Origin of the sequence: Streptomyces echinatus (assembly GCF_014203595.1) — a bacterium.
Taxonomy (GTDB): domain Bacteria; phylum Actinomycetota; class Actinomycetes; order Streptomycetales; family Streptomycetaceae; genus Streptomyces; species Streptomyces echinatus.
Genome location: NZ_JACHJK010000003.1, coordinates 752,133 through 765,818, shown reverse-complemented (window position 1 = coordinate 765,818; position 13,686 = coordinate 752,133). Strand labels below are relative to the sequence as shown.

Sequence of the window (13,686 nt, the reverse complement as noted above, 5' to 3'; positions counted from 1 at the left end):
CCGGCACCCTGCCCGCCGCCCCGGTGGTGCGGCACCGTTGCTCAGGGGCGGGGGGCCGCCGTTCGGTTCAGGATCTCCCGGGCGAGGGGGAGTACCTCGGCGCGGTCCTCGGGGACCAGGCCGATTCGGGTGCGGCGGTCCAGGAGGTCCGCCTCGTCCAGCGCGCCCTCGTGCCGCACCGCCCAGAGGAGTTCGGCCCGCGTGACGGGGTGGCCGGGCAGCACCGGCTCGGCCAGCGCGGGGTCCTGGGTCGCGAGGGCATGCACCGCCACGGCCTCGGTGCCGTAGCGGCGGACCAGGTGCCGGGGTGCGGGCTGGGCGCGCAGCCGTCCGGGGGCGGCGGCGCCGACCAGCGGCAGGGTGGAGGTGGGGGAGGGGCCCACCCGCAGGCCACGCGCCTCGGCCGCGGCGTCCACCGCGTCCTGCGCCATGCGCCGGTAGGTGGTGAGCTTGCCGCCGACCACGGTGGTGACGCCGTCGGGCGAGGTCAGCACCGCGTGCCGGCGCGAGATGTCGGAGGTGCGCGCGGGCCCCCCGTCCGGGCCGTCGTGCGCGGAGGTGTCCAGCAGCGGACGCAGCCCGGCGAAGGCGCCGACGACCTCGTCCCGGGACACGGGGACGTCCAGGATGGATCCGAGCACGTCCAGCAGGAAGCCGATGTCGGTCTCGGGGACCTCGGGCACGTCCGGGATCCCGCCGTCGACGGGCTCGTCGGTGAGGCCGACGTAGACCCGGCCGTCCCCCTGGGGCAGGACCAGGACGAAGCGGTTGGTCTCCCCGGGGATCGGGATGTGCAGGCCGGCCGGCAGGGTGCCGAGCCGCTCCGAGCGCAGGACGAGGTGGGTGCCGCGCGACGGGCGGATCCGGATGCCGTCGGCGAGGGCGCCCGCCCACACCCCGGTGGCGTTGATCACGGCGCGCGCCCTGATCTCGCCCTCCTCGCCGGTGAGTTCGTCCCGGATCCGGGCGCCCGAACCGGTCAGCTCCAGGGCCCGTACCCGGGTCAGCACCCGGGCTCCGTGACCGGCGGCCGTCCGGGCCAGGGCGGTCACCAGGCGGGCGTCGTCGGTCACCTTGCCGTCCCAGGACAGCAGTCCGCCGCGCAGCCCGGACGCGCGGACCGCGGGTGCCAGGTGCCGGGCCTCCGTCGCCGACAGCCGGCGCGGTGCGGGCAGGACCTGACGCGGCGTGCGCGCGGCCAGCCGCAGCATGTCCCCCGCCCGGAACCCGGCCCAGGCCAGCGAGGCCTGGGCCCGGGACACCAGCGGGGTCAGCGGCAGCACGAACGGCTGGGCGGCGACCAGGTGCGGGGCGGTACGGGTCATCAGCACCCCGCGTTCGACCGCGCTCTCGTGGGCGACGTCGAACTGCGCGGACGCCAGATAGCGCAGCCCGCCGTGGATCAGCTTCGAGCTCCAGCGGGAGGTGCCGAAGGCCAGGTCGTGGGCGTCCACCGCGACGACGTCCAGCCCGCGGGCCGCCGCGTCCAGCGCGGCTCCGGCGCCCGTGGCGCCCAGTCCGACGACCAGGACGTCGGCCACCCGGCCGTCCGTGGCCTCGGTCAGTTCCCGGCCGCGCCGGTGTGCGCTGAGGGACGAGCCGGGCGCGGCCTCGGTGTGGCTCATGGCGTCAGGGTCCTCTCCAGAAGGGTGCGCAGCTCACCGAGGAACGCGGCGGAGTCCAGCTCCGGATCGTTCTCGTCGGTCATCGTGCGCAGGGACAGCGTGAAGGACTGCACGGTCAACAGCAGGGCGCGCGCCTGCCGTTCGGTGTGGCCGGGCCGGACCGACCCGTCCGCGTGGCCCTCGCGCAGCGCGTCGGCCAGCAGCATCAGCAGCGCCTCCTGACTCGCGCCGCGCCGGTCGAGCACGTACGGCAGCAGCAGTTCCGGATCCACGTCGAGGATCTTGCGGAAGAGGGGATGTGCCCGGAACGCCTCCACGCCGGCCACCATCCCGTCCACGATCCGGGAGCGTGTGCCGACACCGGGCGTGGCTGCCGGTATGGCCCGGGTGGCCACCTCGATCCACTCCCGGGTCATCAGATCGCCCACGAGGGTCTGCAGGTCCGGCCAGCGCCGGTACAGCGTCATCCGGGAGACACCGGCGCGGCGGGCGACGTCGGCGAGCGTCGTGCGCCGTACCCCGACGGCGAGCACACAGTCGCGTGCCGCGTCGAGCACGGAATCACTGTCCGAACCGTTGTGACGAATAGGCGTCATGTGTCACAGTGTAACGCCCCGGGGGCGGGACGGAAGCGGTCCGGCCCCGGAGACGGCAGCCGAGCCGCGCGAGCCGAGCACACCGACCTGTGAGGACGACCGTTCAATGGACATGCTGTGGAACGGCTGGGGCGACCCGGCCAAGGCGGCGCCGCTGCCCGAGACGGTGACCGGGCTGCTGCGCGACCTGCTCGGCGTCAAGCCGCAGACCACGCCCGCACTCGCCCTCGAGGACGTCCGCCCGCCCGCCACCACGGCCGAGTCCGCCGCCCTGAAGGCGCTCGCCGACGCCGTCGGCGGCGACGAGCACGTGCGCACCGACCCGGAGAGCCGCGTCCGGCACACCCGCGGCAAGTCCACCCCCGACCTGCTGCGCATGCGCGCCGGCGACCTTGCCGACGTACCCCAGGCCGTCGTCCTGCCGGCCGGTCACGACGAGGTCCTCGCCGTCCTGCGCGCCTGCGCCGCGCACGGCCTGGCCGTCGTCCCCTTCGGCGGCGGCACCTCGGTGGTCGGCGGACTCGCCCCGCAGCGCAGCGCGTTCGTCGCCCTGGACCTGCGCCGCATGAACGGCCTGCTCGACCTGGACCCCGTCTCCCGCACCGCGACCCTCCAGCCGGGCCTGCGCGCCCCCGAGGCCGAGGCCCTGCTCGCCGAACAGGGCTTCACCCTCGGCCACTTCCCGCAGTCCTTCGAGTGGGCCACCATCGGCGGTTTCGCCGCCGCCCGCTCCAGCGGGCAGGCGTCCGCCGGATACGGCCGCTTCGACGAGATGGTCCTCGGCCTGACCGTCGCCACCCCCGAGGGCACCCTCGAGACCGGCCGGGCCCCGCGCTCCGCCGCCGGTCCCGACCTGCGCCAGCTGGTCCTGGGCTCCGAGGGCGCCTTCGGCGTCATCACCTCCGTCACCGTGCGGATCCGCCCCCTGCCCGAGGTCCGGGTGTACGAGGGCTGGCGGTTCGGCTCCTTCGAGGAGGGTGCCGCCGCACTGCGCCGGCTCGCCCAGGACGGGCCACGGCCGACCGTGCTGCGCCTGTCCGACGAGACCGAGACGCTGATCGGCCTTGCCCAGCCCGACGCGATCGGCGCCGACCTGGCGCAGGGCGGCGCCGGCTGCCTCGCGATCGCCGGGTACGAGGGAACGCCGGAGGACACCGCACACCGCCGCGAGCGGGCGGCGGCCGTCCTGACGGCCTGCGGCGGCACCCTGGTCGGCGCGGAACCCGGCGAACGCTGGGCGCACGGCCGCTACTCCGCGCCCTACCTGCGCGACGCCCTGCTCGACGTGGGCGCCTTCGCCGAGACGCTGGAGACCGCGGCCTTCTGGTCGCGCGTCCCGGACCTGTACACGGCCGTCCGCACCGCGCTGACGGACACCCTCACCGAGGCCGGCACCCCGCCCCTGGTGATGTGCCACATCTCCCACGTCTACGAGAACGGTGCCTCGCTGTACTTCACCGTCGTCAGCGCCCAGGGCGAGGACCCGGTGGCCCACTGGACGCCCGCCAAGCACGCCGCCAACGAGGCCGTGCTGGCCGCCGGCGGCACCATCTCCCACCACCACGGGGTCGGCACCGACCACCGCGACTGGTACGTCCGCGAGGCCGGTCCGCTCGGCATCTCGGCCTTGCGCGCCGTCAAGCGCCGACTGGACCCCGAGGGTCTTCTCAACCCCGGCGTCCTGCTGCCCACCGACTGACCCACCCGATCCGACCGCCCGCCTCGAAAGGCACACCGATGCGCCAGTTCACCGCCGTCGTCAACCCCACCGCGGGCGGCTCGACCGGGGCGGCGACCCTGCTCCAGCTGGCCCGGCTGCTCCGCGCGGCCGGCGCCGGGCTGGAGACCGAGTACAGCCACAGCCTCGCCCACGCCCAGGAAATCGCCCGCACGGCCGGGGAGCGCGGCCGTATCGTCCTGGCCGTGGGCGGCGACGGCATCGCCGGCGGCATCGGCGGCGCGCTCAGCGGCACCGGCACCGTCCTCGGCCTCGTACCCGCCGGCCGCGGCAACGACTTCGCCCGCGCGCTGGACCTGCCCGCCGACCCCGGCGCCCTCGCCGACATCCTGCTGCACGCCGAGCCCCGGCCCGTCGACACCATCGAGGTGGAGTCGGCCGTCCACCCGCGCACGGTCGTCCTCGGCAGCGTGTACGCCGGAGTCGACGCGGAGGCCAACCGGCACGCCAACAACGCCCGCCTGCTGCGCGGTGCCGCCTCCTACTACGCGGGCGGCCTGCGCGCCGTCACCACCTGGCGGGCGGCCGACTACCGCGTCACCGTCGACGGCGAGGAACACACCCACCGCGGCTACACCGTCGTCGCGGCCAACTCCCCCTACTACGGCTCCGGCCGGCTCATCGCGCCCGACGCGCGCGTCGACGACGGCCTGCTGGACGTCGTGATGATCCGTGAGGCGCCGCGCCGGCTGTTCTTCACCATGATGAACGAGCTGAAGACCGGCACCCACGTCCGCCGCCCCGAAGTGCGGGTCCTGCGCGGCAAGGAACTGCGCATCGAGGCCGACCGGCCCGTCCCCTACGGCGCCGATGGCGAGGTGGAGGCCACCCTCCCGGTCACCCTGCGGGTACGGCCCGGGGACCTGCCGGTGCTGTACTGACGGGTGATTCCACGGCACTGAAGCGGGACTTCACGGCCCGGCTCCCGAACCGGCGGCGCCCGCCCCCGTGTTACGGCGCATCACCCGCCCGTCCCGGGGTAGGCACGAGGTGCCGGAAGGGGTGGTGGACGGGATGACGCTGGAGCAGGCCGTGGGAGTCGTGCGGGCGGTCGTCGTGTACGACGGGCGCCTGCTGCTGGTGTCGGACGGAGACGGCTGGGGGCTGCCCTCGGGCATCCCGCAGCCGGCCGAGACGGCCCGGGTCGCCGCGGCGCGGATCGTCTACGAGATCACCGGATACCTCGTCGACGGCACCGATCCGCTGGGACCGGGTGAGGACGCGGAGGAGACGGCCGTCGTCTGCCCGCTGCTGAGCGAGTCACCGTCCGGCGGCGGCCGTCTCACGCCCGACCGGCTGCGCTGGGCCCCCATCGAGGAGACCGCCGACACGCCCCTGCCGGACACCGTGCGCACCTACCTGCGGGGACATACCCGCGTCTGAACGGGCGAGAGCCCGGTCCGGCCGCCCGGAGGGCTGAGGCGCCGCCCGGCTCCGAGGCGCGGCCTCGCGTACGACCTGCCGAGCGGGCGCGGCCGCGCGATGCTGGTGCGGAAGGCACTCAGGAGGCAGACGCCCGTGTCCGAGCCACAGCCCGTCGTCGTCCCGCCGGCCAGGGCCGCCGTGTTCCTCGTCGTCACGATCGCACCCGGCGGCGAGGACCGGGTCCGGGACTTGCTGGAGGACGTCTCCGGCCTGCGCCGCTCGGTCGCCTTCCGCGAGCCCGCCGAGGAGCTGAGCTGCGTCACAGGCATCGGATCGGCGGCCTGGGACCGGCTGTTCAGCGGGCCCAGGCCACGGGATCTGCACCCCTTCGTGGATGTGGTGGGCCCCCGCCACCGCGCCCTCGGGACCGCCGGTGACCTGCTCTTCCACATCCGTTCCCACCGCATGGACCTCTGTTTCGAGCTGGCGCGGCTGCTGGGCGAACGGCTGGACGGAGCGGCCACGGTGGCCGACGAGGTGCATGGCTTCAAGTTCTTCGACGAGCGCGATCTGCTCGGTTTCGTGGACGGCAGCGAGAATCCCGAAGGGCAGCCGGCGGCCGACGCGGTGTTCGTCGGCGACGAGGATCCGGAGTTCGCGGGCGGCAGCTATGTGACCGTCCAGAAATACCTGCACGACATGGCGGCCTGGAACGCACTGCCGTCCGAGGCGCAGGAGAAGGTCATCGGGCGCACGAAGCAGGCCAATATCGAACTGCCCGACGACGTGAAGCCCGCGGATTCCCATGTCGCGCTGAACACCCTCACCGACGAGAACGGGAACGAGCGCAAGATCGTACGGGAGAACATGCCGTTCGGCAGCATCGGGAAAGGTGAGTTCGGTACCTATTTCATCGGATATGCCCGCACTCCGGACGTGACGGAGGAGATGCTGAGAAACATGTTTCTGGGCCGGCGGCAGGGACAGCACGACAGAATTCTCGATTTCTCGGTCCCGGTCACGGGCTGTCTCTTCCACGTGCCGACCCTGACCTTTCTCGACGATCTCCCGCCCCCGCCTTCCGCTTGCGGCGCCGTCCGCACAGGGGTTCAGTGAATACGGACCCCTCGCGGGTGCTTCGCCTTGCCGACCTTTCGTGTTGCCGACCCTTCATGTCGTCGATCCGAGTGGATCCCCCTCGCGGTCATCGCTCGCGGATCGCTGACCTCACGCGCGCCAGGAGCTGTCATGTCGATGTCGTTCGGTGCACCTTTCGGTTCGTCGGACCCCTTCAGTGAGCTGCTGAATCGTTTCTTCGGTATGTCGCCGGCCTCCTCGCCACCCGCCGTGCAGCGCGTACCCATCGGGCGGCTGCTGACCGAATCGTCACAGGAGCTGCTCAATCTGGCCGCGCAGCGGGCCGTCGAGGACGGCACTTCCGACCTCGACACCGAGCACCTGCTCTGGGCGGCCACACAGGTGGACCCCTCGCGCCGGCTGCTCGCACAGGTCGGCATGGACCCCGACACACTCGCCGCCGAGCTGGCGAAGATCCTGCCCCGCGAATCCGGCGAGCCCTCGGCGCAACCCGGCCTCACCCCGGCGGCCAAGCGCACGCTCGGCGCCGCCTACGCCCAGTCACAGGCGGCCGGTGTGTCCTACATCGGTCCCGAGCACATCCTCGGCGCCCTGATCGGCGACAGCGACTCGGGTGCGGCCCGGATGCTGCGGGCCGAGGGCCTGGACACCCAGCGCCTGGCGGGGCTCAGCGAACAGACGGCGGCGCGTGCCGAGGGCGCCCCCGCCGAGCGGAAGAAGCCGGCCACGACACTGGACGAGTTCGGCCGCGACCTGACCGACGAGGCCAGGGCGGGCAAGCTCGACCCGGTCGTCGGGCGGTCCGGGGAGATCGAGCAGACCGTCGAGATCCTCTCGCGGCGCACCAAGAACAATCCCGTGCTGATCGGGGAACCCGGAGTCGGCAAGACCGCCATCGTGGAGGGGCTCTCCCAGCGCATCGTGGCGGGCGAGGTCCCCGACACCCTGAAGGACAAGCGGGTCGTCTCGCTGGATCTGTCGGGCATGGTGGCGGGGGCCCAGTACCGGGGGCAGTTCGAGGAACGCCTGAAGAAGGTCATCGAGGACGTCCAGGCGGCCGGCGGCGACATCATCCTCTTCATCGACGAACTGCACACGGTCGTGGGCGCCGGTGCCACCGGCGAGGGCTCGATGGACGCGGGCAACATGCTCAAGCCCGCCCTCGCGCGCGGAGAACTGCATGTCGTGGGCGCCACGACCATCGACGAGTACCGCAAGTACATCGAGAAGGACGCCGCCCTGGAGCGGCGCTTCCAGCCGGTGCTGGTCCCGGAGCCCACCGTCGAGGAGACGGTGCAGATCCTCGAAGGGCTGCGCGACTCCTACGAGGCACACCACCAGGTCCGCTTCGACGACGCCGCCCTGGTGGCCGCGGCCGAACTGTCCGACCGGTACATCAGCGACCGTTTCCTGCCGGACAAGGCGATCGACGTGATGGACCAGGCCGGCGCCCGGGTACGGCTGCGCAGCGCGGGCCGCTCCACCGAGATCGTCAGCCGCGAGGACCGTATCGCCAAGCTGCGCCGGGAACTCGAGCAGGCCGTGTCCGCCGAGGACTTCGAGAAGGCGTCGGAGCTGAAGCGGCAGATCGCCGAAGCGGAGGGCGAGCTGGCCGGCATCGAGGAGCGCCGCGAGGGCATCGTCTCCGTCTCGCCCGCCGACATCGCCGACGTCATCGCCCGCCGCACCGGCATCCCGGTCTCCCAGCTCACCGCCAGCGAGAAGGAGAAGCTCCTCCGTCTCGAAGAGGAGATGCACGCGAGGATCGTCGGCCAGGACGAGGCGGTCACCGCGATCTCCCAGGCCGTACGCCGCAACCGCGCAGGTATGGGGGACCCGAACCGTCCCGTGGGGTCGTTCCTCTTCCTCGGCCCGACCGGTGTCGGCAAGACCGAACTCGCCAAGACCCTCGCCGCCATCCTGTTCGGCACCGAGGACCACATGATCCGCTTCGACATGAGCGAGTTCCAGGAGAAGCACACCGTCGCCCGGCTGGTCGGCGCGCCTCCCGGGTACGTCGGTTACGAGGAGGCGGGCCAGCTCACCGAGAAGGTCCGCCGGCAGCCCTACAGCGTGGTGCTCTTCGACGAGGTGGAGAAGGCCCACCCCGACGTCTTCAACACGCTGCTGCAGATCCTGGACGACGGGCGGCTGACCGACGCCCAGGGCCGCACCGTCGACTTCCGGCACTGCGTCATCATCATGACCTCGAACATCGGCGCGCACCGCATCCTGGACCACAAGGGCGATGTGTCCGAGCTCAAGGACGAGTTGATGGACGACCTGCGCACGAGATTCCTGCCGGAGTTCCTCAACCGGATCGACGACATCATCATCTTCCACGGCCTGACCCAGGACGACCTGGGGCAGATCGTGGACCATCTGCTGGACCGCAGCAAGCGCCGACTGCACGCCCAGGGCATGGGCCTGGAGGTCAGCGAGGCGGCCAAGAAGCTCCTCATCGCCCACGGTCACAAGCCGGAGTTCGGCGCCCGTCCGCTGCGTCGCACGATCCAGGCGGAACTCGACAACCGCATCGCCGACCTCCTGCTCGGCGGCGAGGCCGAGCCCGGCGACACCATCGTGGCCGATGTGGTCCACGACTCGCTCCACTGCTGGGTGCGGAAGAACGACCCCGGTACGCCCTCCGGCACCCAGGCGGCCTCCGGCACGTAAGAGCGGCGCCTGCTGAGCACCGCCCGGCTCCGGTGTCCCGGAGCCGGGCGGTGCGGCGGTTCACGAAGCCGGCGCAGCGACGGACACGAAGCCGGCGCGGTGCTGATCACGGAGCCGGCGCGGTGGCGGTCACGGAGCCGCCGGGGCAGCGGCCCTGGGCCGTCACGACGAGGGCGGAGGCCCGCCGATCGAGACCACGACCGCCGTCGCCGGCCCGTCCGGGGTGTCGTAGCGAACGGTGTCCCCGGGCCGGTGGCCGAGCAGCGCGCGGCCGAGCGGGCTGTCTGCGGTGACCAGGGTCTGGTCCAGTGCCTCGGCGACCTCTCCGACCTGCAGGCTCTCCACCGAGCCGTCCGGGAAGCGGACGGAGACGGTGCTGCCGACGCCGACCTCGTCGGTGGGGGCGGGGCCGGCCTCCGCCGCCTGGCGCAGCCGTACGGTGATGTCCTCGATCCGCCGGTCCAGGCGTTCCAGCTGATCGGCGCGCTGCAACTCGTCCGCCTGGTCGGCCTGGTCGCCCACCGAAACGGAGTCGTGGAGCGTTCCGGCGACGAGCCGGCGCTCGTCCCGGAGGTCGGTCAGCTCCTGCTCCAGCCCACGACGAGCCTGCGCGCTGATGGGCTGCGGGTCACCGGTCATGGTGTCTGCTCCTCTGCGGCGGATGGTGCCGGACCGAGGTGGACAATCCGGCATTTCGCATCATAAGCAGACAGTCGGTTGCTCTCGCGGCTTGCGGTGGAGCAGAGAGTGATGCGGGGATAGTGTGCAATATGTCCGCATTCGGGGCTCCCTGAAGCCGCCGGTGCTCCGTCCGTGACGGCGAAGGGAGGTGGCCATGTCCTCGAAGCGACGCAGGAAGAAGAAGTCGCGCCGCAATCACCCGGCGAACCACGGGCGACGCCCGCAGTCCTGAACCCGGTGGTGGCCCCTCAGTCCTCCAGGGCGTCGCGGACGCTGGGGTAGCAGGCGATGAGGGGTGTGAGGCCGACGATCTCCAGGGTCCGCAGGACCGGCCCGCGGACGCCCGCCAGTCGCAGCCAGCCCGCCGGATCGTGGGCCTGATGGCCGGCGATGAGGACGTTGATGCCGCTGGAGTCCATGAACGGTACGCCGCTGAGGTCCGCGACGGTGCGCGCGCCGGGGGCGGGGTCCTCGGGGGCGAGGGCGTCCCGCAGGATGCCCGAGGTGTGATGGTCGACCTCACCGGTCACCGTGACCACGGTGACCCCGTCGACGGTGGACCGGACGACCGACAGGCCTTCCGGTTCCGCCTGCTCGTTCGTGCCTGCCGTGTCTGTCACGCGTCCCTCGTCCACGTCCGCCGATCCTTGCCCAGAGCTTCCCTCTCCGGAAGATTGCCCCGGATCCCCCGGACGATGCGGACCGACCGCGCCGCATCCGATGTGATGCCGCTTCACGCCCGGCTCGGCCGCCGGAGCGTCCGTTCACGCCGGGCGTGGACATCCCGGTGGCTCCGGCCGCGTCGCTCGCCGACGTTGGGCGGCCTCGACAGGAAGTATCGTATGCCGGAAAATATGTGTCGCACTGCGGAATAGTGCGGGGGCTTTGTGGCGGGTGAGGGGGCGGGACGTGCGACGGTCGGTCGGTGTCCGGTGGTGGCGCCGGGGGCGCGGCGCGGGATTCGGGGCGTGGCTGCTGCGCGGCCCGTCCCAGGTGATGTTCCTGGCCGACGCATGGACGGGCGCCGTCTTCTGCTGCGCCCTCGCCACGGTGGACTGGCGGTACGGCGGCTACGCCCTCGGCGGAGCCGTCCTCGGCACCGCCACCGCACGTCTGCTGCACGTGGCCCGCGACCGGGTCGAACAGGGGCTGGAGGGCTTCAACTCCTGCCTGTTCGCCCTCTGCCTCGCGGTGTTCCTGGACCCGAGCCGGCTCTCCACCCTGCTGCTCGCCGCCGCGGGCTGCGTCGTGACCGCGGTCGCCACGGCGGCCGTGGTCAGGCTGCTGAGCGTGTGGCACCTGCCGTCGCTGACCCTCCCGTACTGCCTGCTGGCGAGCGCGGTCACGGTCGCCGCGCCCGCCTTCGGACGGATCTGGCCGCACGGAGGCAGCCTCGCCGCGCTGCCCCACGCGGCGTCCGGCCCGAGCGTGCCGCAGCCGGGCGACCTGTGGCGGGCGTTCTTCCGCAATGTCTCCCAGGTGTTCTTCCTGGACGAGTGGTACGTGGGAGCGCTGCTGCTCGCGGGACTCTTCCTGGCCAGCCGGCCGGCGGGACTGGTGGCCTGTGCGGGCAGTGCCACGGGTGTCCTGACCGCCTGGGCGCTCGGCGCGCCGACGGCCAGGATCGCCGACGGCTCCATGGGCTACAACGCGGTGCTGGTGGCCCTCGCGCTATGTGGCGTCTTCCTTACGGCGGCCCCGGCCACGCTGCTGTACGCGCTGCTGGGTGCCGCGACGGCGACCGCCGTGACACCGGCCGTCGCCCATCTGCTCGCCCCGTCCGGCGGGCACGCGTTCACCTGGCCGTTCGTGCTGACGACGCTCGGCTTCCTGACCGCCGCCCGCTCCTTCCCCCGGCTGACCGGCCGGACCCCCGCCCCGGACGGGCTGCCCCCGCACCAGTCCGGCACCCCGGCGCCGGCCGCGTAGATCACGGCCCGCCCGACGTGGCCGGCCGGTACCGCGGAGCCGGGGCGAACCGGTCCGGCCGGCGCGGCTCCGGGTACTCAGGAAGGGCACGTAGACTCCCGCTGCCCGCCCGGCCCGCCGCCGAGGCGGCGAGACGCCTCACCCGGGCGGTGATGAGATGCCTCACCTGTGAATCGGGTGTGCATCCGGGCTGCTCGGGCCACCTGTTTGTTAGATTGCGCAACTACGCAATCGACTTCGCACAGGCCCGACCGTTCAGGGGAGTGGAAGATGAGCGACCCGTGGGACGGGCCGGCCGGCCAGGCCACGCGCAGCCGCCGCACACAGGTGCCCGGGCAGCGCACGGCCGAGCCGGACGAGACGGGTCCGCCGGGCGGCCGGCCCTCCACCTCGCCCGCGCCCGCTGGTGCACCCGGCGAACGGGGGCCCCGCCGGCTGAGCCGCGGCAGAAAGGTGCTGAAGGCCACCGCGGTCGGCCTGTCCGTCCTCGTCGTGGTCACCGCCGGCGCGGGCTGGTGGTTCTACCAGCACCTGAACGGCAACATCCACAGCGTCTCGCTGGACGGCAAGGGCGGCACGGAGAAGGCCGACGCCTTCGGCCGTACCCCGATCAACATCCTGGTCATGGGCTCGGACGGCCGCACCAGTGAGAAGGACTGCAAGCTCGGCGGCGGCTGCTCGACGACCGGGGTGCAGACCGGCAGCAACGCGGACGTGCAGATGGTGCTGCACATATCCGCGGACCGCTCCAACGCCACCGTGATGAGCATCCCGCGCGACACCATGAGCAAGGTCCCGGCCTGCAAGGACGGCGAGAGCGGCCAGTCCACCCCCGGCTACTACGGCCAGATCAACAGCGCGCTCCAGTACGGCCCCGCCTGCCAGGTGGCCACCGTCCACCGGCTCACCGGCATCCCCATCGACCACTTCGTCAAGCTCGACTTCTCCGGTGTCGTCAAGATGTCCGACGCGGTCGGCGGCGTCTCCGTCTGCGTCGACGACGACGTCTACGACACCTACTCCCACCTGAAGCTGTCCCAGGGCGCCCACACCCTCAAGGGCGTCGCCGCCCTGGAGTTCGTACGGTCCCGGCACGGCTTCGGGGACGGCAGCGACCTCGGCCGTACGATCTCGCAGCACATCTTCCTCAGCGCGATGATCCGCAAGTTCAAGAGCGCGGGCACGCTCACCGACCCGACCGCGGTCTACAAGCTCTCCGACGCCGCCACCAAGGCGCTGACCGTGGACGACGGACTGGGCAGCGTGAAGAAGCTGATCGCGCTCGCCGGCGACGTGAACAAGGTGCCCACCGACCGGATCACCTTCGCGACCATGCAGACCGCGCCCGACCCGGCCGACAGTGACCGCGTGGTCGTCGGCCCGGGCGCGCGGAGCCTGTTCGCCACCATCGCCGACGACCAGTCCCTGACCACCGGCTCCGGCAAGAAGTCCGGGGCGGCCTCGGCGACCGCCAAGGCCAGGGCCACCGCCTCCGCCGTGCCCGCGTCGCGGATCGCCGTGACGGTGGAGAACGGCACGGGCATCACCGGCCGGGCCTCCGTCATCGCGAGCGCCCTCACCGGCCAGGGCTTCGGCTCCACCTCCACGGCCAACGCTCCCAGCCCCGCGACGAGCACCACGCTCACCTACGGCACCGGCCGGAAGGCCGCGGCCCAGACGGTGGCCAAGGCACTCGGCCTGCCCCCCTCCCGGCTGAAGCAGGGCACCGGACAGGACCTGACCCTGGTGGTCGGCAGTGACTGGCCCGGCGGAAGCACATACCCGGGCGCGTCCACCGCGTCCCCGGCACCGGCCGACACCAAGGCCGCCGTCTCCGACGCCCACGCCTCCACCGCCGACCAGGCCAAGACCTGCGCCAAGGTCAGCCCCTACAAGACGGTCATGCTCGACGGCGTCCCCATGACACCGGCCCAGGCGTACGCGGCGGCGCGGAGCAAGCCCGACTCCGACGCCTGAC

At 72.6% G+C, this 13,686-nt stretch carries 12 protein-coding genes; 8 read left to right on the top strand and 4 right to left on the bottom strand.

The features are described 5' to 3' along the window. Positions 1–41 precede the first annotated feature (41 nt). Positions 42–1,625, bottom strand: a complete 1,584-nt coding sequence (locus FHS34_RS12180) for a glycerol-3-phosphate dehydrogenase/oxidase (protein WP_184964092.1) — start codon at positions 1,623–1,625, stop codon at positions 42–44. After that, the gene (locus FHS34_RS12175; protein ID WP_184964090.1) at positions 1,622–2,221 is read right to left on the bottom strand and encodes a TetR/AcrR family transcriptional regulator; all 600 of its coding nucleotides are present in this window, start codon (positions 2,219–2,221) and stop codon (positions 1,622–1,624) included. Before FHS34_RS12175 ends, FHS34_RS12180 begins: the two co-directional genes overlap by 4 nt. A gap of 106 nt (positions 2,222–2,327) precedes the next feature. On the opposite strand from FHS34_RS12175, the gene FHS34_RS12170 reads away from it, so the two are divergent. The 5 genes from FHS34_RS12170 (at position 2,328) to FHS34_RS12150 (ending at position 9,098) form a co-directional block, all read left to right on the top strand. Then, complete coding sequence (locus FHS34_RS12170) at positions 2,328–3,920, top strand: FAD-binding oxidoreductase (RefSeq protein ID WP_184964088.1); 1,593 nt, start codon at positions 2,328–2,330, stop codon at positions 3,918–3,920. A 38-nt stretch (positions 3,921–3,958) separates the two neighbouring features. Then, entirely contained in the window at positions 3,959–4,840 is an 882-nt protein-coding gene (locus FHS34_RS12165; RefSeq protein ID WP_184964086.1) for a diacylglycerol kinase family protein, read from the top strand. A gap of 133 nt (positions 4,841–4,973) precedes the next feature. After that, positions 4,974–5,342 (top strand): NUDIX hydrolase, encoded by a 369-nt coding sequence (locus tag FHS34_RS12160; protein WP_184964084.1) that lies wholly within the window; start codon positions 4,974–4,976, stop codon positions 5,340–5,342. Between the two features lie 135 nt (positions 5,343–5,477). Beyond that, positions 5,478–6,440 (top strand): Dyp-type peroxidase, encoded by a 963-nt coding sequence (locus tag FHS34_RS12155; protein WP_184964082.1) that lies wholly within the window; start codon positions 5,478–5,480, stop codon positions 6,438–6,440. 132 nt (positions 6,441–6,572) lie between these two features. Next, a complete protein-coding gene (locus tag FHS34_RS12150; protein WP_184964080.1) occupies positions 6,573–9,098 on the top strand; it encodes an ATP-dependent Clp protease ATP-binding subunit in 2,526 nt (841 codons plus the stop codon). 162 nt (positions 9,099–9,260) lie between these two features. Here FHS34_RS12150 and FHS34_RS12145 read toward each other — a convergent pair whose 3' ends face one another. Further along, positions 9,261–9,737 carry a GreA/GreB family elongation factor gene (locus tag FHS34_RS12145; RefSeq protein ID WP_184964078.1) on the bottom strand — a complete coding sequence of 159 codons (477 nt, stop codon included), beginning with the start codon at positions 9,735–9,737 and terminating at the stop codon, positions 9,261–9,263. Positions 9,738–9,933: 196 nt separating this feature from the next. On the opposite strand from FHS34_RS12145, the gene FHS34_RS44420 reads away from it, so the two are divergent. Further along, positions 9,934–10,011: a hypothetical protein gene (locus FHS34_RS44420; protein ID WP_465964370.1), complete on the top strand. Its 78-nt coding sequence runs from the start codon at positions 9,934–9,936 to the stop codon at positions 10,009–10,011. A gap of 16 nt (positions 10,012–10,027) precedes the next feature. On the opposite strand, the gene FHS34_RS12140 is transcribed toward FHS34_RS44420, so the two are convergent. Then, positions 10,028–10,399 (bottom strand): STAS domain-containing protein, encoded by a 372-nt coding sequence (locus FHS34_RS12140; RefSeq protein WP_225817365.1) that lies wholly within the window; start codon positions 10,397–10,399, stop codon positions 10,028–10,030. A 289-nt stretch (positions 10,400–10,688) separates the two neighbouring features. Here FHS34_RS12140 and FHS34_RS12135 point away from each other — a divergent pair, with 289 nt between their 5' ends. Together FHS34_RS12135 and FHS34_RS12130 are read left to right on the top strand one after the other, a co-directional pair. Further along, complete coding sequence (locus tag FHS34_RS12135; RefSeq protein WP_225817364.1) at positions 10,689–11,708, top strand: urea transporter; 1,020 nt, start codon at positions 10,689–10,691, stop codon at positions 11,706–11,708. Between the two features lie 270 nt (positions 11,709–11,978). Continuing rightward, positions 11,979–13,685, top strand: coding sequence for an LCP family protein (locus tag FHS34_RS12130; RefSeq protein WP_225817363.1), 1,707 nt, complete (start codon positions 11,979–11,981; stop codon positions 13,683–13,685). The last annotated feature ends 1 nt before the right edge of the window (position 13,686 follow it).

Coding starts and splice junctions, on each gene's coding strand:
- FHS34_RS12150 (WP_184964080.1), top strand. CDS start 6,573: ATGTCGATGTCGTTCGGTGCACCTTTCGGTTCGTCGGACCCCTTCAGT.
- FHS34_RS12175 (WP_184964090.1), bottom strand. CDS start 2,221: ATGACGCCTATTCGTCACAACGGTTCGGACAGTGATTCCGTGCTCGAC.
- FHS34_RS44420 (WP_465964370.1), top strand. CDS start 9,934: ATGTCCTCGAAGCGACGCAGGAAGAAGAAGTCGCGCCGCAATCACCCG.
- FHS34_RS12165 (WP_184964086.1), top strand. CDS start 3,959: ATGCGCCAGTTCACCGCCGTCGTCAACCCCACCGCGGGCGGCTCGACC.
- FHS34_RS12170 (WP_184964088.1), top strand. CDS start 2,328: ATGGACATGCTGTGGAACGGCTGGGGCGACCCGGCCAAGGCGGCGCCG.
- FHS34_RS12180 (WP_184964092.1), bottom strand. CDS start 1,625: ATGAGCCACACCGAGGCCGCGCCCGGCTCGTCCCTCAGCGCACACCGG.
- FHS34_RS12160 (WP_184964084.1), top strand. CDS start 4,974: ATGACGCTGGAGCAGGCCGTGGGAGTCGTGCGGGCGGTCGTCGTGTAC.
- FHS34_RS12145 (WP_184964078.1), bottom strand. CDS start 9,737: ATGACCGGTGACCCGCAGCCCATCAGCGCGCAGGCTCGTCGTGGGCTG.
- FHS34_RS12130 (WP_225817363.1), top strand. CDS start 11,979: ATGAGCGACCCGTGGGACGGGCCGGCCGGCCAGGCCACGCGCAGCCGC.